Consider the following 25791-nt stretch of genomic DNA (forward strand, 5'->3'; position numbering starts at 1 on the left):
AGATGGATTTTACAGGAGTTTACCATAGAACGACAGAGCAAATGAGTTATCCTTTGAACGAATCGGAACTGATCGTCAACTTAAAGACCGGATATGACGTAAAGCAGGTTTTCCTTTATTATGGGGATCCGTTTGAGGCGGGGATTCTGGGAGGAAAAGAGACGTGGACCGGAATCCGGGAAGAGATTTTCTACAGGAAACGGCTGAAGCATCAGATCTGGTGGACGACAACCCTGGTGCCAAAGTATAAACGGTGCAAATATTATTTTGAATTACATACGGATGATGAGATCTGGTACTATTTTGAAGACGGGTTTCTGACAAAAGAGCAGATGGAGATGGAGGGAAGGATGCTTCAGTGCTTTACCGTCCCATGGATGAACCCTGCGGATGTGAACCGGACGCCGGACTGGGTCAACGACACGATCTGGTATCAGATTTTCCCGGACCGCTTTTGTAACGGGACGCCGGAAGATGACAGGGAAGGTATCCTTGCGTGGAAGAATGAAGGAGCAGTCACGAACGAGGAGACCTATGGTGGGAATCTGGAGGGGATCCGCCAGAAACTTCCGTATTTGCAGAAGCTTGGAATTACGGGTATCTACTTAAACCCGATTATGGAGGCAGATTCTAACCATAAGTATGATACGAAGGATTATACAAGAATCGATCCGCAGTTTGGGGATGCCAAGATGATGAGACATCTTGTCAAAGAGGCGCATGAACACGGAATCCGGGTGATGGTGGACGCCGTGTTCAACCATTGTGGACAGAATTTCGCGCCATGGCTGGACGTAAAGAAACACGGGGAACAGTCCCCTTATGCGGGCTGGTTTATGGTGAATGACTGGGAGCAGATGAATAAGGAGGCAAGTACCAGGGACGGACGTTACTATTCTTTTGCCTTTGCGGACAAGATGCCAAAGCTGAACACGAACAGCGAAGAGGTCATCCACTACTTTCAGAACGTCTGTGAGGGCTGGATTCGGGATTATGACATTGACGGCATCCGCTTTGATGTGGGAAATGAAGTATCACACCGGTTTTTAAAGCGTATTCGGGAGCATGTGAAAGCCATGAAGCCGGATATTTATCTTTTAGGAGAGATCTGGCACGATGCCAGCCAATGGCTCATGGGGGACGAGTATGATTCCGTGATGAATTATCCGCTGATGAGCGGAATCCACGATTTTTTCATCGACAGGACGATGAAAAAAGAGGACTTTGAGTATATGGTGAATCACTGCTATACGATGTATATGCAGCAGTCCAACAATGTTCTTTTTAACCTGCTGGATTCCCACGATACAGAACGTCTGATGAACCGGTTCCGGGATCTGGATATCTTTTATCAACAGTTGGCGGTCCTCTTTACCATGCCGGGAAGCCCGTGCATCTACTACGGGACGGAAATCGCCATGGAAGGAAGCTTTGATCCGGACTGCCGCAGATGTATGCCGTGGGACAACCTGCACACCGAAGAAAATCAGCGTCGGATCCACGAGATCCAGAAGCTTATCCACCTGCGGAAGACGGAGCCGTCATTCAAAAGCCTGTACTTTCACTTCCCGGAAGAATACAGAGACGACCGGCTTGTACACTATATCAAACTCGACCGCAATCAGAACCAGATCGAAATCCTTCTGAACTGTGCTCAGGAGGACGTTACGGTACAGGAAAAAGGAGAGATCTTGTTCCAAAGACAATATAAGAATGGAAGATTATATCCAAAGGGTGTACTGATTCGCAGGAGATAACCGAAGTGGTATATAGCAGATTTCAACGGGGACATATTCCGATGTATGGGAATATGTCCCCGGTTTTGTTATCTGTTGTTTTTTTATTGCTATTTTTTGTGTATACTTTTGTCAGAGGTGAATAAACATGGGATATAAAATATTACTGGCAGATGACGACAGGGATCTGCTGGAGATGCTGGGACGGTATTTTGAAATGAAAGGCTATCAGATATTGCAGGCGGGTAATGGTACGGAGGCAGTCCGGATGTCGGCCGAGGAGCCGGATTTGATTCTCCTTGATATTAATATGCCGGGGATGGATGGCCTGGAGGTATGTCGAAAGATCCGAGGGCAGGTATCCTGCCCGATTTTATTTTTGACCGCGAGAGTGGAGGAGCAGGACCGGGTGAATGGTCTGATGATGGGTGGGGATGATTATATCATAAAGCCGTTTAGCTTGAAGGAGCTGGAAGCGAGAGTACTTGCCCATCTGCGGAGAGAAGAGAGACATCAGCAGAAGACACGGTACCGGTTTGGAAACGGACTTCTGGTAGACTATGGAGCCAGAGCGGTATGGATTGACGGAAAGATGCTGGATCTGACAAAGACGGAGTTTGGAATCTTGGAATTCCTTTCCATGCATCCGGGACAGGTATTTGATAAAGAGCGGATCTATGAACATGTATGTGGATTTGACGGACAAGGGGACGGCCGTGGAATTACAGAACTGATCCGTAGGATTCGGAAAAAGATCGGTGAGTTTACAGACGAGGATCCGATTGAGACGGTGTGGGGAGTGGGATATCGATGGAAAAAGTAAGAAATCTTTCTTTGCGTAAAAGTATTTTGCTCTACATGGCGGTAGGAATTCTTGCAGGATTTCTGCTGGGCGCCATTGCCGGGAATGAGGCTGGGCGGATACAGGAGCAGATCTGGTGGAAATACGTGGATCAGGATCGTTACATCGAAGAATTTCTCAAAAGAGATGAGGAATCTTTTGATGTGGTGATCCCAAGGGTCAGTAACAGCAGAATGTCAGATTGGGACGCACGCTTTTCTGAGTGGTGCGATTTTTTACAGACTTATGGAATTCTTGTCATGTGCGCGGGTGGGATCATTGTGTCCACCATGCTGTTTTATCAAAAGAAAATCCGGAAACCACTGGGAGCCCTCCGGATGGCGGCAGAAAAGATTGCGGGCAATGATCTGGACTTTGAAATCGGGTATGAAAACAGGGATGAACTGGGAGAACTCTGTCTGGAATTTGACCGGATGAAAAATCAGCTTACACAGAACAACCGGAAAATGTGGCGGATGGTAGAGGATGAGCAGGTTCTGCGTGCCGCCATCGCCCATGATATCCGAACCCCGCTTACTGTGCTCAAAGGATACCAGGAGATGATGCTGGAGTTTTTGCCGGGGGAGACGCTGGACAGGGAAACCCTGCTTCATATGCTCTGCGAAAGTATGGGGCAGATCGAACGGCTGGAACGGTTTCTGGAGCGGATGCGTGCTTTTTCTGCTCTGGAACAACAACCGCTTTCCTGTCAGCCGCAAACAGTGGAAAAACTCAGCGAGGAGATTCAGAAGGTGGGAGAAATTCTCTCCCGGGAGGCGAAACGAGAGTTTCAGATTTTTGCGGGCGGCAAAGGGAAGACACTCTTTCTTGACCGGGATCTGATTCTGGAGGTGGCGGACAACCTGATTGGAAACGGACTGCGGTTTGCAAAAAGGCAGGTGATAGTCTGTGTATTGGAGGAGGAAAGTGGACTGACCCTGGAGGTAAAGGACGATGGGACAGGCTTTGACATCAGCGAGGAGAGGGCAAAGCAGGCCTTTACGACCTCTGGCTTGCGGGACGATATGAAGCATTTTGGTCTCGGAATGTATATCAGCGAGCTGTATTGCAAGAAGCACGATGGTTTTCTGACAGTGGAGAATCAAAGTGGCGGCGCCTGCGTGCGTGCCTATTTCCGGTCGATTGTACCGGAATCTGTTGTGCCGGAAACGGAAGCATTTTAAAAAGAATCGTTCTTGTTGTGTTTTGGTTGTGAATCGAATGATACCATCATCTTATCAAGAAAAGAAAGAAGGGATAAGATGAAAGGGATGATCCGGCAGGAACTGAAAAACTATTTCAAAAACCCACTTTACTGGGTGGGTATCCTATTCATTCTTTATGGGCTCTTCCAGATCCTTTCTCCGTATCTGGACGTACATTATTTCCATTCTAAGCAGGAGGTACAGCAGACGAAACCGGAATCGCTCGCGGATGCGGATATCATGGACGGCTATGTTAAGTCCACGGAAAAGGAACGGATCGATCTGGCGGCGAAAAAGATACAGAGTATGATTGTCAAAGAATTTGGCGAGGATGCGGAAAATGTGCGGGAGACGCTAAAGGAAATTCGGGAATCAGGGAAGTCCGTATCTGAGATGTCCGATGCGATCGGGGAGATCTATGGATATCCGAAAGGTTACAGTTTTCAGTATTATTACCAGGTGTATGAGTATCACAAAGGGACAAAAAATGAGATCAACAAAGATCTGAAAGAAAAGCTTACGGCCCACAGCTATTCCTGGTATTTTGGCAGGAAATTCGCGGATTTTGGAGGATTATACCTTGGATTTTTCAGTGCGGTGCTACTTGCGTTCCTCTTTATCCGGGACACGAAAAGAGACACCTACGAGCTGCTTCATACGAAACCTGTCACTGCCAAGGCTTATGTATTTGGGAAAGCGACAGGCGGCTTTCTCTCCATGGCGGCGGCTTGGCTTCTGTTTGTGGTAGTTTTTTTTGCGCTGAGTGCTGTCGCTGGAATCCGAAACGGTCTTCCGGTTTCGCTGATTGAATTTCTGATCCCGGCGGTCTGCTATATGCTGCCAAATGTCCTGATGATCGTAAGCGTCTATACTATCATTGCGCTGGGCTTTCGGAACCCGCTTCCGGGTGTGCCGTTTTTGTTTTTGTACCTGATGTACTCCAATATGGGGCCTTTACGACCTCTGGCGATTACAGTACGGTTCGACGGCGGTTTTCTGGAGGCGGTGGCTCCAAGGGCGGTGTATAATCAGGTGTTTCTTCTGGTTGTTTCGGCAGGACTGCTTTTTATGGCGTCCGCCATCTGGAAAAGGAGGCGCATAGGATGAAAAAGGAAATAAAAATCTGTATGTCTCCGTACAAAATCGTATATTCCGTGTTGTTTCTCCTTTTGTTTTCCCTGGCGATGGGAGTTGCGGTGATTCCGGAAATCGGCCGGACCATTATCCCGGGGGCGGCAATTCTTGCGTTTGTATTTTGTGCGGAGACAAGGGTGATGGATCAAAGTGGTCAGCGGTGGGAGATCTTTCTCCTCAAGCCCCTGTCAGGCAGGATCTGCACGATTTACAGAAGATGGTTGATTCAGGTCTTGTATTTATATGTTCTCTTTCTGGTATGGTATTTTGTCTTTTTCTGGCAGAATCCATATCCCATCAGGGAGCGTCCACTTGAAACAGAGTATGGGTACTATGCCGTGGCGCTTCTTGGGACGATTCTGTTTTGGAGCCTTTTAACTTTGGTTATTTCCAATGCCGCAAAGAGCCAATGGATCGGAATCGGAGTGTCGGCGGTAGTCTGGATCATCACCAATTCCAAAACAGGAGAGGCGCTGTTCGGACGGTACAATCTGTTCGCATATTCGGCCAGTCATCCTGTCAAGGGAAAGACGGCGGACTGGATCTTTGGAACAATGATTCAGATAGCAATAGCGGCACTGTTTGTGCTGCTCATTCCATGGATAGAAAAGAGGGTGTCAAAATGAGTATAGTCATCAAACAAGTGACAGTAGAATTTAAAAATCACGTCCGGGCGGTGGATCAGGTAGACTTGACGATTCCCAGAGGAATCTACGGCCTGTTAGGGGAAAACGGGGCGGGGAAGACGACACTGATGAGAGTGCTGACAACAGTGCTTACGCCAAAGGAGGGAGAAATCTGGTTGGATCACATCCGGTACGAACCACAGCAGTATGAAACGATCAAAAGGAAACTGGGCTATCTTCCGCAGGAGCTGAATCTTTATCCGGGACTTTCGGTGAGAGAATGTCTGGAATATCTGGGAGAACTCTCCCAAATTCCGAAGAATATTTGTAAAAAGAGAATTGACTTTTATCTGGAGAAGACGGGGCTTTTGCCTCATCAAAAAAAGAAGATGCGCCAACTCTCCGGTGGAATGAAGCGGAGAGTGGGGCTCATTCAGGCAATGCTTGGCGAGCCGGAATTTCTGATTGTCGATGAGCCGACCACGGGCCTGGACCCGGAAGAGCGGGTGCGGATCCGGAATCTGCTGGTGGATTTTGCGAAAGGGCGTACGGTTTTGTTTTCCACCCACGTAGTAGAAGATATTGCGGCGACGTGCAGCAACCTGGCGGTCATGCGAAAAGGGACCTTTCTCTATACCGGAACCGTGCAGGATCTTCTGAACCATGCAAAAGGAAAGATCTGGATGGCGGCTGTCTCCGGAGAAGATGAGGCAAGAGGGCTGGAGGCAAAATACCATATCACCTCTAAACAGTACACAGAAGAGGGAATGACGGTGAAAATGATCAGCGATACCCGGCCGGCCGTGCCGTGTACCCAGCCCCAAATCACTCTGGAGGACGCGTATCTGTATCTGATGGCGCCAAAAGAAACATTGTAAAAGGCAGTAAATTCCAAATGAAGGAATCGCCAGTTCCGATAAATGCCGGTACTGGCGATTCTGCGCTTCCATATTGTTCTTATACCGTGTGGAATCCCCGTCCGATAATCTCGCTTGTATTAGAGATCAGGATAAAGGCTCCCGGTTCCGTCTCTTTGATAAAGTTTCTGAGACGTACTGCCTGGGGCCGGTTTAACGCCGTCAACACAATATATTTCTTTTTGCCGGAGAAAACTCCCTGCGCCGTGTAGACCGTTGCTCCTCTGTGAAGATCCCGGATGATGAAATTGCAAATCGGCTCCGGGTTGCTGCAAACGACGTTGAAGCACTTGGACAAGTTGAAGCTTTCAATGAAGTTGTCTGTGATTACAGAGCGAAGAACCAGTCCCAGAATGGAGAAGAGCCCGGTTTCCATACCGAAGACAAACACGCCGGCTACTGCAATGGCAACGTCGGAGAGCATCAGGACGCGTCCGATATCATATCCGGTATACTTTTTCAGAATCATCGCCACAATATCTGTACCACCGCTTGACGCCCCCATATTAAAGAGTATCGCAGAGCCAAAGGCAGGTACTGCGATAGCAAACATCAGCTCCAGTACTGGCTGGTTCGTAAGAGGGCCGTCCATCGGATATACACGTTCGAGAATGGACAGCAGAAAGGAAAGGAGCATGCTACAGTAAAAGGTCTTGGCTCCGAAACCTTTACCAAGTACTAAAAATCCAAGAACCAGGAGTACAATATTGCAGACAAAGTTGAAATCTCCGCTGCTGATTACTCCGGTTTTGGCGACAAGAACCGCAAGACCGGTGATTCCTCCAAAAGCAAAATTGTTTGCGAATTTAAAAAAGTAGATCCCGCAGGCCATGACAGCGGTTGCGGCGGTCATTACAACGAAATCCTTGACTTTTGAATGAGGTTTGATATCGGATTTCGGTTTTGGGATAGAATATTTCATATCCACATGGTAATTACTGTTCATTTTTTCTTCCTCGTTTTCTTTCGGTTTTTATGAAGAATTTTCTTCAAAATTGTAACTCCGCAGGATGAAAAAGTCAACGACCTGTCAGGGGAAAATCGAGGAAATCTGCGATGGTTCACCTATGCAGACTTGATTAGAAAGCTCATGTCAGATTTTATGAATATTCAGACTGTATGGCTGAATTATGAAAGGAAAAATCATGTAATACTTTCCTTACGGTATGGAAGAAATGTTTTCGGAAATACTATGGCAGAAAAGGAGGAAATGATCATGTATCACTGTAAAGCGATTCGAGATATATACGCAAGAGAAATCCTGGATTCCAGAGGCAATCCGACGGTAGAGACGCAGGTGCTTTTATCGGACGGCACCATTGGAACCGCAAGTGTTCCGTCGGGAGCGTCCACAGGGCGCCACGAGGCACTGGAACTTCGTGACAAAGAAAAGCAGCACCGGTACTGTGGCCGTGGTGTGGAGCTGGCGGTAAATCACGTCAACGACCGGATCGCAAGGGAAATCATCGGGATGAATGCCCTCGATCAGATGGAACTGGATCGTGTGCTTGTAAGGCTGGACGGTACTGAGGATAAGAGCGCCCTTGGAGCCAATGCTATTCTGAGTGTCTCTATGGCAGCGGCGAAAGCGGCGGCTAAAAGTCTGGGGCTTCCCCTTTATCGGTATCTTGGCGGGGCACATACCCGTAGAATTCCGGTACCGATGATGAACGTATTAAACGGAGGCCGGCATGCCGACAATATTATCGACTTCCAGGAATTTATGATTATGCCGGTGGGAGCCTGCTGTTTTAAGGAAGGACTTCGGATGTGTACGGAAGTGTACCATATGCTGAAAGCGCAGCTAAAGGGAAAAGGACTGCATACCGGAGTGGGCGATGAGGGCGGATTTGCGCCGGATCTTCCGGACACGGAGAGCGTCTGCGAGACACTTCTGGAAGCTATTGAGACGGCAGGATACCATCCGGGGCATGACATCGTGCTCTGTCTGGACGCGGCGGCGTCCGAGATCTACGATCGGGACTTTGGGAAATATGTCTTTGTAGGCGAAAGTAAAGGGAAGGAGAAGAAAGTCGTCCGCACGGCGGAGGAACTGATCGACTACTATGCCGAACTGATCGAAAAATATCCGATTGTTTCCATTGAGGATGGGCTGGAAGAGGAGGATTTCTCCGGGTGGGAGCTGATGAATACGAGACTTGGTTTACAGACCCAGCTTGTGGGAGACGATTTGTTTGTGACCAATACCAGACGGCTCCAAAAAGGGATTGACGCCCATGCAGCCAATGCGGTGCTGGTAAAGATCAATCAGATTGGAACGCTGACTGAGGCGTTTGACACGATCCGCATGGCGCAGGAACACGGATACCGCTCGATTGTTTCTCACCGCTCCGGCGAGACTGCTGACACGACGATTGCGGATATTGCCGTTGCTTTTGGTACCGGACAGATCAAGACAGGCGCACCGTGCCGATCCGAGCGGGTAGAAAAATACAACCGGCTTCTGAAAATCGAGGAAGAGCTTGGGGACGCGGCCATCTACAAACAACCATTCTGTTAAAAAACGATTTTTACGTGTGACCCGAAAGTCTGTGAAAAACTGCTTGCGTAAACCTCAATGATATGCTAATATTATAAATGGTTTATACGCAGGAGGTGTAGAAATTGGAAATTTTGAAGATTGTGATCACAATTATATTTGTAATAGACTGTATTGCTCTTTCAGCAGTTGTATTAATGCAGGAAGGAAAATCAGCCGGACTTGGAACGATTGCCGGCATGGCGGATACCTATTGGGGACAGAACAGAGGTCGTTCTATGGAGGGAACCCTTGTAAAAGTTACAAAGATTCTTGCCGCACTGTTTATCATCCTTGCTGCGGTTTTGAATTTAAAAGTATTTGCTTAATGAAAAAAGATGCGGGACACTCTATTTCAAAGATAGGGTGTCCTTTTTTTGACAATGGCGGCGCGTCAAAGTCCGGGCTTGCCTGGAACTTTGGTCACCGTTTACGATCCCGGAATATATCTTTTGATACTTCCGGTGATTTCACGATATGAGTATAGAATAGAAGGGAGCATGCTAGGTGCGGACAATGGACCGACAATATGAGAAAAGAAAGAAAATGGTATACCAGTTCATCTGTGACGAATTCTATGTCCCGATGAAGATGAAAGAGATGGCGGCCATACTTCAGGTGAAAAAGGACGACCGCCAGGACTTAAAGGAGATTCTCGATGCGCTGGAGGCGGAGGGGAAGATTCACCGGACCCAGAAGGGCAATTATATCAAGGGGCAGGCCAACCGGCTGGCCGGAATCTATCAGGCTCATGCAAGGGGATTTGGCTTTGTCTCCATAGAAGGATCAGACGATGATGTGTTCATTCCGGAGGAGGAGTCAAACGGCGCCCTGCAGGGAGATGAGGTTGAAATCCAGATTACACGGGGCGCCGGAAAGAGGGAAGGACTTCGCCAGGAGGGGAAGGTGATCCGGATCATAAAGCGTGGCACGTCCCAGATCGTCGGATATTACCAGAAGAGTAAGACATTCGGATTCGTTCTACCTGACAATCAGAAGTTTCTCCAGGATGTTTTTGTACCGGAGGAGAAATCAAAGGGGGCCGTTACGGGACACAAGGTTGTGGTCCGTCTGACTTCCTACGGTGGAGACGGGAAGAAGCCGGAAGGAGAAGTGGTGGAGATTCTTGGACATGTCAACGATCCGGGGACAGATGTGTTGAGTATCGCCATGTCCTACGAGCTTCCGATCGAATTTCCGGAAAAAGTAAGGAATCAGGCAGAGCGGGTGGCAAAGCCCGTAAGCGATGCGGACCGTGCGGGCAGAAGGGATTTAAGAGACGTTTCGATGGTGACGATCGACGGGGAGGACGCCAAAGATCTGGACGATGCGGTTTCCTTGAATGTTTGCGACGGGTACTATTATTTGGGTGTTCACATTGCTGACGTCACGAATTATGTGCAGGAGAACAGTGCTCTGGACCGGGAGGCGAAGAAGCGGGGAACCAGCGTCTATCTGGCGGACCGGGTGATTCCGATGCTTCCGCATACGCTCTCCAATGGGATCTGTTCTCTCAACGAAGGGGAGGACCGTCTGGCTCTGAGTTGTCTGATGAAGATCAATGAAAAAGGGGAGATCGTAGATCATGAGATCGTGGAAAGCGTGATCCGGGTGGACCGACGCATGACGTACACGGCGGTGAAGCGAATTCTGGAAGACGGGGACGAAGAGCAGTGCCGGCTTTACCGGGATTTTGTACCCATGTTTCAGCAGATGCAGACACTCTCTGCTCTTCTTAGGGCAAAGCGGCATAGAAGAGGCGCGGTGGACTTTGATTTTCCGGAGACCAAGGTGGTGCTCGACGAAACAGGATGTCCGATAGCGCTGAAAGCATACGAGCGAAACACAGCAACCAAGCTGATCGAGGACTTCATGCTGGCTGCGAATGAGACGGTGGCAGAGGACTTCTTCTGGAGAGAGATTCCATTTGTATATCGAATCCATGAGGCGCCGGATGAGGAAAAGATCAGGAAACTTGCGGTCTTTCTTCACAACTTCGGCTATACTATGCATGTCGGAACGAACGAAATTCATCCCAAGGAGATCCAAAAGCTGCTTGCCAGGGTGGAAGGAAAACCGGAGGAGCCAATGATAGCAAGATTGGCGCTACGTTCCATGAAACAGGCAAAATATACCCCGGAAAATGAGGGGCATTTCGGACTTGCTACTGCGTATTATACGCATTTCACGTCTCCGATCCGCCGTTATCCGGATTTGCAGATTCACCGGATTATCAAAGAGACACTGCGGGGACGGATGAATGAGGAGAGAATCTGTCATTACCAGTCTATCCTGGAAGAAGTGACAAAACACGCAAGTGAGACGGAACGTCGCGCAGAAGAGGCGGAACGGGAAACCGTCAAGCTGAAAAAAGTACAGTATATGAAAGACAAGATCGGTGAGGAGTATGAGGGAGTCATATCCGGCATTACCAAATGGGGGATGTATGTGGAACTCCCCAATACGATCGAGGGACTCGTTCATGTAGCGAACATGACCGATGATCATTATGAGTATATTGAAGATCGTTATGAAATGCAGGGGATCCATACCGGGAAGACGTACCGGCTCGGACAGACCATTCTGGTACGTGTCATCGGGGCGGATGAATTGCAGAGGACAATCGACTTTGAGCCTGGAAAGGAGAGAAACTAGGATATGGCAAAGACGACAGGGGTAAAGATGATAGCCAATAATAAAAAGGCATATCACGATTATTTTATACTGGAGACATACGAGGCAGGGATCTCGCTTGCCGGGACGGAGGTAAAGTCCTTGCGGATGGGGAAATGCAGCATCAAGGAATCCTTTATCCGCATGGAACACGGGGAGGTCTTTGTGTACGGGATGCACATCAGCCCGTATGAAAAAGGGAATATTTTCAACAAAGACCCACTCCGGGTCAGAAAGCTACTGCTTCACAGGCAGGAGATCAATAAGCTGCTAGGGAAAATGAAAGAAAAGGGGATGACAGTTGTGCCGCTGAAAGTCTATTTAAAGGGGAGCCTGGTTAAAGTGGAAATCGGGCTGGCACGGGGAAAGAAACTCTACGATAAGCGGGCGGACATTGCCAAAAAAGATCAGGCAAGAGAGGCACAAAGAGATTTCAAAATTCGCAATTTTGGGTAGATTCAAACGGAAAAGGAAGGTATAATAGAAATGGTACCAGTGACAAAAAAGGATCTGAGGAACCTTGTTTCCCAGACAACAATAGAGACTTATGAAGAGCTGACACCAAAGCTGATTCAGTTGATTGATATGACAAAGAAAAATCCGGATTTGACAGATGCGCAGAAATCGGACGAGATTTCCCTGCATATGCTTGGCTATGTCAAATCCTGCACCAACGAGATTATCATTGAGGTGCTTGCAGAAATACTGGGACTGGAAGATGAAGAATAAATAAAATACAAAAGGGGAGGCCGACGCATGGTACACGAGATCATTCCTGTTATGATCGGGGAAGAGGAAACAAACGCAAGACTTTATACATATTTCTGGAGTAATTCCAAAGAGCTTTATGATGGACGGAGAAGACCCTGCGTCCTGATCTGTCCGGGAGGCGGATATGCGATGACTTCGGACCGGGAGGGGGAAGGTCTGGCAGTACGGTTTATGGAGATGGGATATCATGCGGCCATTCTCCGCTATTCGACCGTGCCGGACGCAGTATTTCCAGACGCGTTTTTACAGGCGTCGGCCTGTATGAAAATGCTAAGAGAGTGTGCCGATAAATGGTTTATTGATCCGGAGCGGATTCTGATTCAGGGGTCTTCCGCGGGCGGACATCTGGCTGCTATGGTATCTACCTACTGGCACAGTCCGGAGCTTGCCAAGATTCTAGGTACCACGCCGGAGATGATCCGGCCGAACGGACAGATTTTAAGTTATCCGGTTATTACGGCGGGCACATTTCGGAATGAAAGCTCCTTTAAGAATCTGCTTGGATCGCAGGCGGAAGAAAGTCTGGAAGAGGCATGTTCTCTGGAACTCAATGTATCTGAATATACGCCAAAGACTTTTATCTGGCACACCTATGAGGATTCGTCTGTTCCGGTACAGAATTCACTTCTTTATGTCAATGCCCTTGTAAAGGCAGGGGTACCGGTGGAATTCCACCTCTTTCCAAAGGGACACCACGGACTTGGGACGGCGACCGATCTTAGTCGTTCTAAAGATGGCCGGGGCGTGCAGGTACAGTGCGGACAGTGGATGGATCTTGTGAAAGCATGGATTGATCACAACATTCCGGATGACGAGGCATAGGGAAAGGAGCGGATCAAGGATCCGGCCAGTTTACATGGCCGAATAGTTTCAAAAAATAGAAATCATCCAGGCAGGGGGTTGACAGGAAAGCTCCTCCTGCATATAATAATAGAACAACTGTCTGCCAAACCAGGGCTTGTACTGGTTTCGACGGGGGTTTTGAAGTTGGAGAAGCCATCCGCGGGACGGGACCGCGCAGTAAACCGTAACTTAAAAATAAACGCAGACAATAATAAATTAGCGTACGCTGCCTAATTTCGGCAGCAGTCGGCTCCGGACTGCCCGCGGTCTGGATTACCGGCTTCAACACTTGCGGGGCACTTCGTTTCCAAAGCTTTGAGGAGATGGAAGACTTTATGAAGCTACCGAAGATGGCAGCCTGTCATTAGGCGGCAATCCGGGGGAATCTCAAAATAATGACTGTGATGGGAGATGCTCTGATGGAGAGGCTTTCGGACGCGGGTTCGATTCCCGCCAGGTCCATACGAAAAGCGCCGTGTTTACGGCGCTTTTTTCGAGTTTGCGTTGCATTTTGAGCCGCGTCTCTGTTTGGATGCAAAAAGATACCTTGTTAAGTTTTCATATTTTGGGAAAGAAAAGGGGTCCAGCCTTTTCCGGCCTGCGAAGCTATGTTACACGAAAGGGGCATAAAACGAGAGCGTGCGTGACCAGATATGGTAAAATAGTGTTCGATTCAATTTTTTAACAAATGAGGAGTGAAAACAATGGAGTGTTGTAATTTTGCGGTCATTGATACAGAGACCAACTGGAACGATGAAGTGATGTCAATCGGAATCGTGGCGGCAGACGCAAGAAGTAAGGAAAAAATCGATTCGCTCTACTATATCATTTCACCAGAATATCAGGTGGGAGGGATATATTCGGCAGAGCTTGGATTTTGTGAACATGGAATCAGTGTGGCAAGCAGAAAGCAGGCATTAAAGGAGATCAGGCAATGGCTGGACGCATATAAAATAGAGAAATTGTTTGCGTACAATGCTTCATTTGACAAGCGCCATTTGTGGGAATATGCAATGTTTGAATGGTATGATATTATGCGTCTGGCGGCGTACCGTCAGTATAATCGGGCGATCCCGGCCTGTGCGGACTGCTGTAAGACGGGCAAACTGAAACGTGGATATGGTGTGGAGGAGATTTTTAAAATGCTCACAGGAGATGATCGGTATAGCGAGACGCATAATGCGGTTCGGGATGCTGAGGATGAATTGAGAATCATCCAGTTGCTTGGGCATGGCCTGCAACAGTATGAGATAGCACGTATCTAATGGACAAAAAATATACCAAGGTCAGTAGGCCAATACCAAAGCACAGGGCAGTTTCAGATGAATAATCTGGTGGAAAATCATATGGAAAACAGGTATAATACAATACTGAGATATGAGAGTGATCGAGGTGGATTATGTACTATATTGCAATCTGTGATGATGAAATAGAATTTGTTTCTGAACTAAAAGATCTGTTGAAACGATATTCCGGGGAAACAGGGATAGAACTTATGATAGCTGAGTATCGGAATGGGCAGGAGCTGATCGAGAATTATGATACAACTACCGATCTGATTTTCCTTGATATTCAGATGAATAAGATGGACGGGCTGACGGCTGCAGGAAAAATACGGGAACTGGATGAAGAAGTCAGCATTATTTTCTTAACATCCTTAAAGCAGTATGCTCTGGAAGGATATCAATATCAGGCTGTGAACTATATTATAAAGCCGATGAAATATATCCGCCTGAAAACAGAGATGAATAGCTGGATTGAAAGACACAGACACAAAAATCCCTATATTGTCGTGCAGAACGATAAAGGTTCTTTTAAAGTGGCTGTGAGTAAACTACATTATGTGGAAACATACAAGAGAAATCTACTGTTACATACCGATGATGGAGATGTGATATGCTATAAAAACATGAAGGAGATAGAAAAAGAACTAACTCTGTATGGTTTTTTCCGCTGCCACGTTGGATTTCTTGTGAATCTTTCTTTTGTTAAGAACGTAGAGAAATTGGATGTGGAATTGACTTCCGGAGAGACAGTCTATGTCAGCAAGCCAAAACGGAAAAAGTTTATGGAGGTGTTAGCCGGATATTGGGGGAAAATGCTGTGAATACGGATATTGTAACAATTTTCATCGATATAATATGCACAGTATGGGAAGGAATGATTGGGGCATATCTGTTTAGGACTTATGCAACGAAACTAATTCCTTGGAAAAAAGATGTTCTATGGGTATGCTTTTTTGTCCTGCTTGCGGAAACACTGACTTTTTCTCCTATCTCTTCCATTATAAAAATAGTGGTTGAACTATTTTTATGTGCATTTATTATATGCCGGTTATATAAAATCAGTATGCCAAAAGGACTTTTATCCATGCTGTTTTTTATATTCAGCGGCGTTTTTACAGAAATGATATTAACTACTGGGTTAGGATTTTTATTTTCTGATCTTACAAATTCTGATATTGCTTGGCAGGCAGAATATTATTTGATCTATCATATTCTCATGTTATTGATTGCCGTTGTTATAAAGAAAACATTAGTGAAGATTGGAAAAAACTTTACAAAACGAGAAGATCTATTGTTTAGTATTCTTTTAGCGGCACTGATCTTCATATTTATGAGTTCTGTAAATAGTTTACTCTATGGACGGGATATAATTACCCAAATATCACAGACTGTAGGCATTATTATTCTACTTGCAGCATTGTTTCTGCTGATTTATTTCGTACATGATAGTGCAAGAATTCGTCTGATCCAGCAAAAAGAAGAACAGCAGTTACAGAAATTGCAGGCTCAATATCAATATTATGAAGAGCGGTTAAAGGACGAGCAACGTGTCCGGGAGATTTACCATGATATGAAGAATCATTTGCTTGTATTGCAGGCGCAGTTGAAAGAGATTGGTCATACTGGAGATAAGGAAAAAAAGCAGGAAACGGAAGAGATGATCGCAAAGCTCCAGAATCAGATTTCCGATTATGAGGATTATGTGCAGACCGGGAACACTATTTTGGATGTGATCCTGCGGGATAAGTATAGAAAGGCGAAAGAGGAAATCATAGACTTCCACACAGAGATAGATTTCTCAAAAGGAGATTTCATAGATGCCCTGGATATTAGTACCATATTCGGAAATGCTCTGGATAATGCAATTGAGGCGTGTGAAAAAGTGTCAGAAGAAGAGCGTTTTATTACGATGAAGGCGAGAGAAAAGAATCATTTTCTTGTCATACACATAGAAAATTCTGCGATACTGGAGGAAGAGGAGAAAAAAACCACGAAAGAAGATACGTTTCTTCATGGTTTTGGATTGAAAAATATCCAAAGAGCGGCAGAAAAATACGGAGGACAATATAAACGAAATTATCAGAATGGAGTGTATATGCTGTCCATTCTGATACCAATAGCAGAAAAATAGGATTTGGATATTTGATAGAGAGCTGTATGTTGCATGAAGAGTGGCATACAGTTTTTTTTGTGCGATATGAGCGAGGTATCGCGGTGAGCTGGGAGGCGAAAGGATGAAAGGATCTTCCCCTCCACTCGATTGCCGACTGAGGTCAAATTACGCATTGTGGAAGTCAAAGAACGCAACTGCCATTGAAAAAATTCTTCTCAAAAATATACTGAAAGCAAGCGAAAAGATGACGCTGTATTTTCATTTCACAGGAGGAATTGACGATATGAGTATTCTGAAAGTAAAGCAGCTCAAAAAGTATTATGGCAGCGAGGAAAATCTCACGAAAGCACTGGACGGTTTGGATTTGTCTATTGAAAAAGGAGAGTTTGTAGCAATCGTTGGAGCGTCCGGCAGCGGAAAATCCACGCTTCTCAATATGATCGGTGGTCTGGATGTTCCCACTTCCGGAAAAGTTGTGATTGGGAATAAGGAAATTGAGAAAATGAAACCGGACGAACTGACCGTATTCCGCAGAAAGAATATCGGGTTTATTTTTCAGAACTATAATCTGATTCCGGTTCTGAATGTTCTGGAGAATATCACTCTCCCCATTGAATTGGACGGAAGAGCGCCGGACAAAAAGTTTGTAAAAGAGATTATTGAAATGCTTGGGCTGAAAGAGAAGGTCTATAAAATGCCATCACAGCTTTCCGGCGGACAACAACAGAGAGTGGCGGTTGCGAGAGCATTGGCCAGTAAACCGGAGATTATTCTCGCGGATGAACCGACAGGAAATCTTGACTCTGAGACAAGCGAGGAAGTTCTGGAGCTCCTTCAGAAAACCAGTAGACACTATAATCAGACGATTGTCATGATTACGCATGATCCGCATATCGCGGCTAGAGCAGACCGGATGATCAAAATCGGTGACGGGAAGATCATTGCGTAACAGGAGGGGAGAATATGCGGGCAGATAGAAAAATACAGAATCGGGCAATCCAAAGATTCGTAAAGAATAATACCAGAAAAAATAAGGCGCGAAATGTAATTCTTGTTATAGCAGTTGTTCTTGTCACGATCCTTATGACTGTTATGTTTGGCGCCGGGATCAGCATATTTCATAACTTTCAGCTTGCAAATCTCCGCACTGCGGGAACAAAGGCGAACGGCGGTCTTTACATGGCAACAGAGAAAGAAATGGAGCAGATTTCCGCTTTGGATGAAGTAGAGGCGACGGGAAAACAGCAGTTTGTGGGAGAAGTACTGGATGTGAAGGGTATGCCCAGTCAGACAATTATTTCAATGACTGCGTATGATGAGACGGAGTGGGAGAATTTTATCAAACCGACTGTCTCTGATATAACCGGGAATTATCCGCGGCAGGAAAGTGAGGTTATGCTTTCACGTTGGACGCTGGAAAAATTGGGAGTAGATGATCCGCAGATTGGTATGACCATTTCCGTAAAATATAAACTTCTTTCCGGGGAAGAAAAACAGCAGGAATTTACTTTGAGTGGCTATTATACGGATTTTATTTATGAAACCGGAGTTACGCCGAACAGCGGCAACACTATGGCTGCAAATCTGTATTTCATCAACCATTCTATGAGTAAGCGTGCAGCCGGGAATATGATCGTTTCCAGCCGTTTTGCAGAGGAGCACGGAAAGGAAGAAGGGGGATTGGGAACTTTTCTGATCGACGACAGATTAAATGCAGAAGAAGCACTTGCCTTGCTGGATCATGCCGCCGGAAATGATGAAATTTTTGTATCCGGGCTGTCAGGAACAGCGGCACAGGCGCTTATGGGGGCTATGATTCCCATTTTAGCAGTTATTTTTGTTATGATTAGCGGCTATCTGTTAATTTATAATATCATCAATATTTCTGTACTGCAGGAAATGCATATGTACGGCCAGCTAAAGGCGTTAGGCGCAACATCAAAGCAGTTAAAGAAAATTGTCAGGAAACAGGTAAATCTGGTTGCGGCTGTGGGGATTATTCTGGGATTGCTTTTTGGAACTACATTTGCGGTCATCACAGTACCTAAATTTCTGGAAGCGCTCATGAACAGCCAGAACGGGAAATTTGAATTCGGAATTACGGTTTCTCCGCTGATCTATGTGTTTACCGTTTTGTTTGCATATGTGACAGTCTGGTTCAGTGCAAGAAAAGGGATGAGGCTGGCAGGGAAAGTGTCGCCGACAGAGGCTCTGAAATATGTGGACGTTGTACATAAGATAAAAGGCCATAAGGGCAGCAGCGGAGTCAAATTGTACCGGATGGCTTACAGAAATGTATTTCGAAGCAGAAAGCGTGCGCTGGTCACATTTGCTTCTCTGTTTTTCGGACTTCTGATCTATTTGACGGTAAGTTCATCTACGCAGAAGCTTGACTATAATCTGAAATACGACCGTGAAATGCCGTATGATTTTGTTATGGAAGATATAAGCTGGCAGTTGGGGAATGAAGAAAAGGCGGAGAAAAGTCTGGATGATGGGATACTTGAAAAAGTTAAAAACCTCGAAGGAGTCGATAAAATAGAGACGGATTATGTGGAAGTTACGAAAGTAGAGGAAGCGGAACAGTTTCTGGCTCCTTATGCAAAGCTGCAGGCTCTGTATAGCGGGGCTGAGGAAGAAGTCTGGAGTGACCTGCGGTTTAAGGCAGTTGGATTATCTATGGAGAAGCTCGAGGAATTTACATGGAACAGTACATTGCCGGACGAAGAAATACAGAACTATCTTGAGTCGGGAACAGGGATATTTCTGGTGGCAACAGAGGGGAGTGATTACAGAGAGTTCACGGGAAAAGAGATACAGGTAAGCAAAGTTGGTGTAAGCGGCGAAAGCATTACTTATACTGTCGTTGGTATTCTGACAAAGGCGCCGGGGGAAGAAGGGAAAACCTATAAAAACCAGTATTTAAATTATGGTACTCAAAATGGCAGTGAGATCAGTGCTTTTTATACCTCGGAACAAGGAGTGGAAAGAATAGACAAAACACCTCATATACAAACAATCCGGATAGACTGTAAAGCGGGCACACAAGGGGACATCTCAACGGAACTGAAAGAGATAGCGGCGCAGATGGACAGTGTTATGATAAGTTCAAAATCCGAGATAAAAGCAGGCGTTGACCAGTTAGCGGGAGTAATCCGGGCGGCAGGAACGGTGTTAGGCGGATTTCTGATCTTTATGGGGCTCGCCAACTTTATAAATGTTATTTTTACAGGCATTTACTCACGACAAAAAGAACTGGCTGTGCTGGAAAGTATCGGCATGACCAGAAAACAGATAAAGATTACACTTGTTCTCGAAGGGGTTTATTACTGTGGCATTACGATGGTTCTTCTTATGACAGTGGGCGAGATTTTATCTTATCTGATTTTCCTGCTTATAAAAAATGGCGTGATATATTTTGCGGTTTATTCTTTTCCGGCAGTACAGATGTTGTGTGTGTTTGTGATTCTGGTGATCGTATGTGTAACCGTACCCCTTGTAGTTCTTCGTTCGGTATCAAAAGAGAGCTTGGTGGAACGTCTGAGAAAAGGGCAGGACTAAGGAAGAAGGGGGTAATTTGATCGTTTATAAGCTGAAATTTGTAGGAGACGGGGAGTTTATCATTATATCTCCCCCTATCCTGCGCCGGTTGATAGAAAAAGTAAAGAAGAGTTCGGAAAAAGAACTGACGGTTGAGTTTGACCACTTATTTCCGAGGCCGTATCAGGAATACCTCTTAAATGTAATTAACAGTAACTCAGATGAACCATATTTTTCTTATGAATATATTCCAAAGGTACTATTGGATCAGAACGATTTGTTCAAAATTGCAGAACATCAACTGGAGGAAATGAAGATAGAAGATGTAAATTGTTTTGATACAGTGAGATTACTGAAGAAAAGAGGGAATGTTCTGGAGATGAATTGTAGTAACAGTTTCTGGACTGCTTGTAAAAATCCAGAGGCGGTGTTTCAGTACAGCAATCCGGAACCTTTTTAAAAGGGATCAGATACTTTTTAGAGAAGGAAAGTTTTTCTATTTATACAAAGCCTGCCGGATCGGCAATTTAAAATCCGAGAAGAAGATGTTTTAAATGGATATGAATTAGGTGCGGACGACTATGTAACCAAACCTTTCTCCATGAAGATTTTGCTGAAAAAAGTGTATGTGATTTTATCCAGAAATTTATATTTCAAATGTATATGGAATGGGGTATATATGGAAGTGATCATCTTTATCATATTTTTGGTGTTAGTGGTTATCATTATTTTTACACTTTGAAAATATGTTCGTTTGAAACAAGATGTTTATGAATATACAGAGAAATAGATACTGTTATAGGCCAAATGTTGAAAAATGAAGAATTAAAACCAAGTCCTTATGAAAAAGATGATTTGTGGGAAAAAATCTATGGTAGACTAGTACGACTTTCATATCTATGGATGGCGGAAATATTCATATCGCTGTGTGCAGACAGGAACTTTTTACAATAATCAGCATTGAGGACACTGGAAAAGGTATTGTACCAGAGCGACAAAGGATGAATCCGAATATGCGAGATCATCCGGTACGCAAAATATCCGGATAAAAGAGAGCAGCTTGGAGGAATGGATGGACAGCAGGTTCTGGGGGCGCTCAGTCCCTTTTCCCAGGAGGAATATCAGCTCGAGAGGGAGCTGAAGAATATCATCAACCGTATTATAGAGTCAAACAGCGAGGAGACGATCCCCCGGTTTGCAGATTACCGTAATTACATGACATATGAGATTCTGATAACAAATGACGTTTAAACAGGGCGAAACTGTCGCGGCAGACAGGCTATAGTTCCGGAGCGGAAGTACAGATCCCGTATCTTCTGATCCTTACGTCTACGCTTCTTATGATCTACTACCAGAGAACGAATTCCACCAGGCTTGTTTTTATCGATGAGCTATGTGCTAAGATGGATCCGGGGAATGTGAAACTGATGCTGGATTTTATGAAACAGCAGAAACTTCAGGTAATATTCTGTTCTCCGGATAAGGCAGAGACAATTGGAAATGAATGTGAAGTCATTCTGCCGGTACTCCGTGTCAGACCGGACAGTATGCAGCTTGGCATAGTGCAGTTTTATGAAAGAGAGGACGGAAGATGATAGCTTTTGAGGATGGGCGTACAGCTTACTATCAGGAAAAATGCTGGCAGCGCTGGCAGATGCTTACAGAAAGAGCAAAAAGGACAGCGGAACGAACCGGATCAACAGGCGGACCGGTCTAAAGCCGGAAAAGCTTTATCCCCAGTACCGGCAGAACAGTGGGGAGCCCGCTGAGATATCCGCCCTTAATACGGCGGCTGAAGACTGCCGTAAAATGGGATTTGTAACAATGCTGAAATCAATCAGCGAAATTGCTCCTTATGTTCCGTTTGGCAAATCAAAGGAGTGACCGATTTGTGCCTATCAATCATGTTAGGAAGATAGTACTGCTTTTAAAATCAAAAAGGCTGAAAGCAGAAATTCTTGCTCACAGCCATTTGAAATTTCATACGGGAGTCTCTTGCGATGTGCTTAACTTATTGGCATTGATTTCCCGATTGTTCCTTTTTGATGCTAATGTATTAACTATCAATTTTTTTAAGGACCTTATTGATTTTTGTGGCTTTAGTTTTTGAATACCAAAGTGCGGTGGAGTGTTGTCGAAGTAGTGCTTCGAGATATAGGATGTCTATTTCATCTAATTTTTTAGATTCATCGGAACTATCATCGAAATTATCAAGAAACTTCTCGTTGATATAAGCACAATTTCGTACGGTCAAATATCTTTTGGTTCTGGGAAGGCTGTCAATAGTCGGATATTTCTCAAGGAAGACATCAAGGGCAGGTGAATCATATTCTTTTTGCTTTTCTTTTAATTGGCTGTAACCATAATCGTCTATCGAAATAACCGCTTCGTTCATCATTAAATTTGAAATCATTACTTTATAAGCTTTCGAATCAAATTTGATTGGTTTACGGCTAAGAATCATACGTAATGAACAAGGTCGATGCCTTTCTTCATCTTGATGATGAGATAAGGTTAAAACTGAAGCCGTAAGGTATTGCAGTCGCTTCTCTGTAGAAGGTTTGGACATTATCATATACATGATATCACCATCGCTCTGCCTCGTTAAAGAACAGAAGATGGAAGTGTTATCGACTGGAGAAGAAGCACTACCCTCATAGCATAGTATTTTATGCTCGGAAGGATTTGTCATGTATTTTAGCACTGCGTAGTATCTGCCACCTTTAAATTCAATATTTAGTGTACCACAATAAATATGGTCTGGTGAATAAAGAGAAAATAGCTCAGCCAATTCTGAACTTTCCGGTACATGGCTTGGATTCTTTTTTAGGATTTTTTTTCGCTGTTCTTTTATTTTAGAGTCACTGCTTGGAAAATAAAAATACCATTTCCCTCTGATTGGTTCTAGGATAGAATTTTCAGAGACTAGGGTGCTGACAAAGTCCTTCGTATTAGCTGGTTTTGACATCTTTTTTCCACTGTTGATATCATAGAAGGCTGATGGATAAAGAATTTCATCAAAATTCCCCCTGAGTAGATTTGTCAACTTTTCAAAATCATTGCGTTGCAAATTTTTTTCAACAGCTTCTTTATGTTCGTACAAAAATAGAATTGACGAAAGAGGAATATTAATTATCTCACAAATGCGATTAATATGTTCAGATGTGATCTGACGTTTGTCTTTGGCAATACCATGACGTAACATTTTTGAAAATGTGGCTGAGTCAATGCCCATTTGCTTAGCAATATCCCCCATTGTCATTTTATGAGTTCTTCTTGTATAAAGTTTCACAAACCAATGCAAAGGGACAAGATATGAGTTATATCTTGCATCTTTATTCACTTCGTCCAGTTGGTAAGAGAAAATTTGTGTGAACGATTGTTTCTGCATATCTTTTTTGCTTTTGTTATTCATAGTGAATCATCTCCATCCTAATTATAGTTATAGTATATCAAATTCTGTCAAAAACACAATGAAAACAAATGTTATTTTGTCAAAAACATAATTTTCAAAGCAGTTCATGATTTTGACTAGTTATTGTTAAAAATGGTTAAAAGTGGTAGGATATTGGTATCGAAAATAATATGAATTGTATAATGTAAGTGCTCGAAAGGAGGGGAACTGACATGAGTAACTAATGTGCGTAACAGTAAATGATATTATACTGATTTGACGAAAGGAGAAAACAATGGAAGGAAAGAACGAAATTATGAACATCATGGATTATGAAGTTGTTGATACCAGATCTAATGACATTCAGATTTCTGGTACTGAGGTTGCTACTCAGCTTGTTGCTGTAGTTCCTAACGCAATTGCAGCACCATTTCAGAGATATCATGAGGTGGAGGTAAAAAAAGAGATAGCGCTCAAAACACTGGAGTATCGCACAAAAGCGCTGGAGCATCGTACAATGGATCGTGACAAACTTTGTGATACAATGGTTGAGCTTGCTAAGAATAAGTCACTTGATAAAGAGACGTTCCAGATGCTTATGGTCGCATACGAAAACCCAAATTTTTAAGTGGAGGTAGCCATATGAAATTTGGCTTGACAACTGGACAGAGCGTAAAGAGGGCTGAATCCAATCTGGCATCATATCAGAAGGTTTTGAAACAACACGAGAACAAAAAAGTGTTTGAGACTATGATGTCTCTTGCACAGTTTGGTGAATTGACACCAGAAAGATATGCCTTCTTTATGTCCGTAATATCAAATCAAGAAAAAGGAGAGAACAAGGTTGAAGAATACATCCTTAATCGATCCTTCAAGATGCGGGATCGTAAAGAATAATCAAGGAGCGTATGTTTCAAAGAATGAGGCATATGCGTTAGCGCAGACAGTTAAAGATATGTTTGTTGCTAATGGAATTGAGTACGAAGTGCAGCAGGCTGTATGTAAGGAAAGATCACCAGAGGCTTACGTAAAGGCTGGACCGACTGGTATTAAGTTTAAATTGGGATTCACATGGAAGACTACTACGGTTACCAAGCTTACTCCGAGAGGAGGAATCTTTGATGATTAGTAGCGAAAGGTATTCTGTTGGAAGTGAGGATGGTAAAAGCATCTCTTTCCAGAAGGAAGAAGGCGCTTTTGTAGGTTTTGACGTTACAATAAAGTTTAAGCACGTGATCGCAGTAATTATTTGTGCTGTACTAATCATAGGGGGGACAAGCTATTATAGTAGCGTACATTCGGAGCAGAACGGAGCTGAGGTACAGGATACAGTTCCTCGGAATGAAGTGCAGCCCCACATCGATGAAGATGGTTTTGTATTTGCTAAAAGTAGCAGTGAAGTGCTTTCTGAAGAAATGGTGTTGGCTCTGAGAGAAGATGAGACAGTAGGTTTTCAGAGGCTTTTAAAAATGTCTATTAATGAAATTTACGCAAGACATGGCCAGCTATTCAATGCTGGAGAAGTAAATGACACACATTATCAGAAATATAGTTGGTACAGAGAAACTAATAAACATGGCGTTAAGTGGGAGGAATTCAACAATTTCGAAAAAACAAATCTGAGATTATTAATCTCAATTGAAGAAGAGTATGGATATAGATAAAATAGAACAGCATGGGTGAGAGGAAGCTATTGCGGTGTGGATGGCTTCTTCTTTTTTTGAGTGTACTATGTAGAGACAATGGTAAAAATTATAGGGACAGAGAGATTTATGGGGAAAGGGAAGACTTCACGTATGCGATTATTAATGATTGTCTAATTGAAAGACACTCCAGTTCATTATGCAGGAAAACGTAACAAAAGAAAACCCCTAACCCCTCATGATTGGGGGGGGGGGTAAGGGGAGTTGAATAGGAGAAGCCTATTTTTAAAAAAATTATGATATGTAGTGAGATTTTAGCAAGTTTAGTATATTAAAATTAATATAGGAAGTGATTTTCACATATGAATAATAAATAGTTCTGTAGAGAAAACCGTAATTAATTGTTGATATAAACAAAAGGGAAAAGTGTATTGAGACAGTTATATGAATTTCATTTTATAATTATTAAAAATGCATAAAATTCAAAGATAAATACAACTGTTTATGAGGAATAAATAAGATATTTCTTT

27 protein-coding genes, 1 other RNA gene and 1 pseudogene are annotated in these 25791 nt (G+C 44.3%); 27 read left to right on the forward strand and 2 right to left on the reverse strand.

Going from position 1 to position 25791, the window contains the following annotated elements; all coding sequences use genetic code 11:
* The first annotated feature begins 2 nt into the window (after positions 1 to 2).
* From AOA56_RS09820 to AOA56_RS09845, 6 genes are all read left to right on the forward strand, one after another.
* Entirely contained in the window at positions 3 to 1757 is a 1755-nt protein-coding gene (locus AOA56_RS09820; protein ID WP_053769566.1) for a glycoside hydrolase family 13 protein, read from the forward strand.
* Between the two features lie 127 nt (positions 1758 to 1884).
* A complete protein-coding gene (locus tag AOA56_RS09825; RefSeq protein ID WP_024732028.1) occupies positions 1885 to 2559 on the forward strand; it encodes a response regulator transcription factor in 675 nt (224 codons plus the stop codon).
* A complete protein-coding gene (locus AOA56_RS09830; RefSeq protein ID WP_053769567.1) occupies positions 2547 to 3761 on the forward strand; it encodes a sensor histidine kinase in 1215 nt (404 codons plus the stop codon). Before AOA56_RS09825 ends, AOA56_RS09830 begins: the two co-directional genes overlap by 13 nt.
* Before the next feature lie 78 nt (positions 3762 to 3839).
* Positions 3840 to 4889 carry an ABC transporter permease subunit gene (locus AOA56_RS09835; RefSeq protein ID WP_053769568.1) on the forward strand — a complete coding sequence of 350 codons (1050 nt, stop codon included), beginning with the start codon at positions 3840 to 3842 and terminating at the stop codon, positions 4887 to 4889.
* Entirely contained in the window at positions 4886 to 5542 is a 657-nt protein-coding gene (locus tag AOA56_RS09840) for a hypothetical protein (protein ID WP_024732031.1), read from the forward strand. The genes AOA56_RS09835 and AOA56_RS09840 overlap by 4 nt, the downstream gene beginning before the upstream one ends.
* On the forward strand, positions 5539 to 6420 hold the full coding sequence (locus tag AOA56_RS09845) for an ATP-binding cassette domain-containing protein (protein WP_024732032.1): 882 nt from the start codon (positions 5539 to 5541) through the stop codon (positions 6418 to 6420). Before AOA56_RS09840 ends, AOA56_RS09845 begins: the two co-directional genes overlap by 4 nt.
* Before the next feature lie 79 nt (positions 6421 to 6499).
* Here AOA56_RS09845 and AOA56_RS09850 read toward each other — a convergent pair whose 3' ends face one another.
* A complete protein-coding gene (locus AOA56_RS09850; RefSeq protein WP_048622217.1) occupies positions 6500 to 7381 on the reverse strand; it encodes a YitT family protein in 882 nt (293 codons plus the stop codon).
* A 294-nt stretch (positions 7382 to 7675) separates the two neighbouring features.
* Here AOA56_RS09850 and eno point away from each other — a divergent pair, with 294 nt between their 5' ends.
* From eno to AOA56_RS09925, 17 genes and pseudogenes are all read left to right on the forward strand, one after another.
* Entirely contained in the window at positions 7676 to 8980 is a 1305-nt protein-coding gene (gene eno / locus AOA56_RS09855; RefSeq protein ID WP_053769632.1) for a phosphopyruvate hydratase, read from the forward strand.
* Between the two features lie 104 nt (positions 8981 to 9084).
* Positions 9085 to 9327, forward strand: a complete 243-nt coding sequence (gene secG / locus AOA56_RS09860; RefSeq protein WP_024732035.1) for a preprotein translocase subunit SecG — start codon at positions 9085 to 9087, stop codon at positions 9325 to 9327.
* 187 nt (positions 9328 to 9514) lie between these two features.
* Positions 9515 to 11653 (forward strand): ribonuclease R, encoded by a 2139-nt coding sequence (rnr, locus tag AOA56_RS09865; RefSeq protein WP_053769633.1) that lies wholly within the window; start codon positions 9515 to 9517, stop codon positions 11651 to 11653.
* A 3-nt stretch (positions 11654 to 11656) separates the two neighbouring features.
* Positions 11657 to 12127: an SsrA-binding protein SmpB gene (smpB, locus tag AOA56_RS09870; RefSeq protein WP_048621450.1), complete on the forward strand. Its 471-nt coding sequence runs from the start codon at positions 11657 to 11659 to the stop codon at positions 12125 to 12127.
* A 30-nt stretch (positions 12128 to 12157) separates the two neighbouring features.
* Positions 12158 to 12400, forward strand: coding sequence for a hypothetical protein (locus tag AOA56_RS09875; protein WP_024732037.1), 243 nt, complete (start codon positions 12158 to 12160; stop codon positions 12398 to 12400).
* A 27-nt stretch (positions 12401 to 12427) separates the two neighbouring features.
* Entirely contained in the window at positions 12428 to 13264 is an 837-nt protein-coding gene (locus AOA56_RS09880; RefSeq protein ID WP_024732038.1) for an alpha/beta hydrolase, read from the forward strand.
* A gap of 132 nt (positions 13265 to 13396) precedes the next feature.
* Positions 13397 to 13750: a transfer-messenger RNA gene (gene ssrA / locus AOA56_RS15565) on the forward strand.
* Between the two features lie 239 nt (positions 13751 to 13989).
* Entirely contained in the window at positions 13990 to 14550 is a 561-nt protein-coding gene (locus AOA56_RS09885; RefSeq protein ID WP_024732039.1) for a 3'-5' exonuclease, read from the forward strand.
* A 134-nt stretch (positions 14551 to 14684) separates the two neighbouring features.
* Positions 14685 to 15392 carry a LytR/AlgR family response regulator transcription factor gene (locus tag AOA56_RS09890; RefSeq protein WP_053769569.1) on the forward strand — a complete coding sequence of 236 codons (708 nt, stop codon included), beginning with the start codon at positions 14685 to 14687 and terminating at the stop codon, positions 15390 to 15392.
* A gap of 377 nt (positions 15393 to 15769) precedes the next feature.
* Entirely contained in the window at positions 15770 to 16702 is a 933-nt protein-coding gene (locus AOA56_RS09895) for a sensor histidine kinase (protein ID WP_238117718.1), read from the forward strand.
* Between the two features lie 265 nt (positions 16703 to 16967).
* Positions 16968 to 17633, forward strand: coding sequence for an ABC transporter ATP-binding protein (locus AOA56_RS09900; protein WP_048622220.1), 666 nt, complete (start codon positions 16968 to 16970; stop codon positions 17631 to 17633).
* A 14-nt stretch (positions 17634 to 17647) separates the two neighbouring features.
* On the forward strand, positions 17648 to 20245 hold the full coding sequence (locus AOA56_RS09905) for an ABC transporter permease (protein WP_053769571.1): 2598 nt from the start codon (positions 17648 to 17650) through the stop codon (positions 20243 to 20245).
* A 16-nt stretch (positions 20246 to 20261) separates the two neighbouring features.
* Entirely contained in the window at positions 20262 to 20684 is a 423-nt protein-coding gene (locus tag AOA56_RS09910) for a hypothetical protein (protein WP_053769572.1), read from the forward strand.
* A gap of 78 nt (positions 20685 to 20762) precedes the next feature.
* Positions 20763 to 20867, forward strand: a pseudogene (locus AOA56_RS16730) (response regulator transcription factor); the annotation flags it as partial.
* 425 nt (positions 20868 to 21292) lie between these two features.
* Positions 21293 to 21475 (forward strand): hypothetical protein, encoded by a 183-nt coding sequence (locus tag AOA56_RS16390; RefSeq protein WP_053769573.1) that lies wholly within the window; start codon positions 21293 to 21295, stop codon positions 21473 to 21475.
* A 53-nt stretch (positions 21476 to 21528) separates the two neighbouring features.
* Positions 21529 to 21819: a hypothetical protein gene (locus tag AOA56_RS16395; RefSeq protein WP_405561903.1), complete on the forward strand. Its 291-nt coding sequence runs from the start codon at positions 21529 to 21531 to the stop codon at positions 21817 to 21819.
* A gap of 40 nt (positions 21820 to 21859) precedes the next feature.
* Positions 21860 to 22108 carry a hypothetical protein gene (locus tag AOA56_RS09925; RefSeq protein WP_053769575.1) on the forward strand — a complete coding sequence of 83 codons (249 nt, stop codon included), beginning with the start codon at positions 21860 to 21862 and terminating at the stop codon, positions 22106 to 22108.
* A 172-nt stretch (positions 22109 to 22280) separates the two neighbouring features.
* Here AOA56_RS09925 and AOA56_RS09930 read toward each other — a convergent pair whose 3' ends face one another.
* The gene (locus AOA56_RS09930; RefSeq protein WP_053769576.1) at positions 22281 to 23639 is read right to left on the reverse strand and encodes a helix-turn-helix domain-containing protein; all 1359 of its coding nucleotides are present in this window, start codon (positions 23637 to 23639) and stop codon (positions 22281 to 22283) included.
* Between the two features lie 274 nt (positions 23640 to 23913).
* On the opposite strand from AOA56_RS09930, the gene AOA56_RS09935 reads away from it, so the two are divergent.
* The 4 genes from AOA56_RS09935 to AOA56_RS09945 are packed head-to-tail and all read left to right on the forward strand — an operon-like array spanning position 23914 to position 25282.
* Positions 23914 to 24246, forward strand: a complete 333-nt coding sequence (locus tag AOA56_RS09935) for a hypothetical protein (RefSeq protein WP_048621460.1) — start codon at positions 23914 to 23916, stop codon at positions 24244 to 24246.
* A gap of 14 nt (positions 24247 to 24260) precedes the next feature.
* Positions 24261 to 24515 (forward strand): hypothetical protein, encoded by a 255-nt coding sequence (locus AOA56_RS09940; protein WP_024732052.1) that lies wholly within the window; start codon positions 24261 to 24263, stop codon positions 24513 to 24515.
* Positions 24463 to 24747 carry a hypothetical protein gene (locus AOA56_RS15885; RefSeq protein ID WP_147323259.1) on the forward strand — a complete coding sequence of 95 codons (285 nt, stop codon included), beginning with the start codon at positions 24463 to 24465 and terminating at the stop codon, positions 24745 to 24747. Before AOA56_RS09940 ends, AOA56_RS15885 begins: the two co-directional genes overlap by 53 nt.
* Positions 24740 to 25282, forward strand: coding sequence for a YARHG domain-containing protein (locus AOA56_RS09945; RefSeq protein WP_053769577.1), 543 nt, complete (start codon positions 24740 to 24742; stop codon positions 25280 to 25282). Before AOA56_RS15885 ends, AOA56_RS09945 begins: the two co-directional genes overlap by 8 nt.
* Positions 25283 to 25791: the final 509 nt, after the last annotated feature.

Source organism: Sellimonas intestinalis (genome assembly GCF_001280875.1).
Lineage (GTDB): Bacteria > Bacillota > Clostridia > Lachnospirales > Lachnospiraceae > Sellimonas > Sellimonas intestinalis.

Bases quoted from the DNA above. Each gene is read 5' to 3' on its own strand.
- AOA56_RS09820 (WP_053769566.1), top strand. From the start codon at position 3: ATGGATTTTACAGGAGTTTACCATAGAACGACAGAGCAAATGAGTTAT.
- AOA56_RS09925 (WP_053769575.1), top strand. From the start codon at position 21,860: ATGCTGGCAGCGCTGGCAGATGCTTACAGAAAGAGCAAAAAGGACAGC.
- AOA56_RS09930 (WP_053769576.1), bottom strand. From the start codon at position 23,639: ATGAATAACAAAAGCAAAAAAGATATGCAGAAACAATCGTTCACACAA.
- AOA56_RS09900 (WP_048622220.1), top strand. From the start codon at position 16,968: ATGAGTATTCTGAAAGTAAAGCAGCTCAAAAAGTATTATGGCAGCGAG.
- AOA56_RS09875 (WP_024732037.1), top strand. From the start codon at position 12,158: ATGGTACCAGTGACAAAAAAGGATCTGAGGAACCTTGTTTCCCAGACA.
- AOA56_RS16390 (WP_053769573.1), top strand. From the start codon at position 21,293: ATGGATGGACAGCAGGTTCTGGGGGCGCTCAGTCCCTTTTCCCAGGAG.
- rnr (WP_053769633.1), top strand. From the start codon at position 9,515: ATGGACCGACAATATGAGAAAAGAAAGAAAATGGTATACCAGTTCATC.
- AOA56_RS09835 (WP_053769568.1), top strand. From the start codon at position 3,840: ATGAAAGGGATGATCCGGCAGGAACTGAAAAACTATTTCAAAAACCCA.
- AOA56_RS09890 (WP_053769569.1), top strand. From the start codon at position 14,685: ATGTACTATATTGCAATCTGTGATGATGAAATAGAATTTGTTTCTGAA.
- AOA56_RS09885 (WP_024732039.1), top strand. From the start codon at position 13,990: ATGGAGTGTTGTAATTTTGCGGTCATTGATACAGAGACCAACTGGAAC.
- AOA56_RS09850 (WP_048622217.1), bottom strand. From the start codon at position 7,381: ATGAAATATTCTATCCCAAAACCGAAATCCGATATCAAACCTCATTCA.
- AOA56_RS09830 (WP_053769567.1), top strand. From the start codon at position 2,547: ATGGAAAAAGTAAGAAATCTTTCTTTGCGTAAAAGTATTTTGCTCTAC.
- AOA56_RS09825 (WP_024732028.1), top strand. From the start codon at position 1,885: ATGGGATATAAAATATTACTGGCAGATGACGACAGGGATCTGCTGGAG.
- AOA56_RS09940 (WP_024732052.1), top strand. From the start codon at position 24,261: ATGAAATTTGGCTTGACAACTGGACAGAGCGTAAAGAGGGCTGAATCC.
- eno (WP_053769632.1), top strand. From the start codon at position 7,676: ATGTATCACTGTAAAGCGATTCGAGATATATACGCAAGAGAAATCCTG.
- AOA56_RS09945 (WP_053769577.1), top strand. From the start codon at position 24,740: ATGATTAGTAGCGAAAGGTATTCTGTTGGAAGTGAGGATGGTAAAAGC.
- AOA56_RS09880 (WP_024732038.1), top strand. From the start codon at position 12,428: ATGGTACACGAGATCATTCCTGTTATGATCGGGGAAGAGGAAACAAAC.
- AOA56_RS09845 (WP_024732032.1), top strand. From the start codon at position 5,539: ATGAGTATAGTCATCAAACAAGTGACAGTAGAATTTAAAAATCACGTC.
- AOA56_RS09840 (WP_024732031.1), top strand. From the start codon at position 4,886: ATGAAAAAGGAAATAAAAATCTGTATGTCTCCGTACAAAATCGTATAT.
- AOA56_RS09905 (WP_053769571.1), top strand. From the start codon at position 17,648: ATGCGGGCAGATAGAAAAATACAGAATCGGGCAATCCAAAGATTCGTA.
- smpB (WP_048621450.1), top strand. From the start codon at position 11,657: ATGGCAAAGACGACAGGGGTAAAGATGATAGCCAATAATAAAAAGGCA.
- AOA56_RS09935 (WP_048621460.1), top strand. From the start codon at position 23,914: ATGGAAGGAAAGAACGAAATTATGAACATCATGGATTATGAAGTTGTT.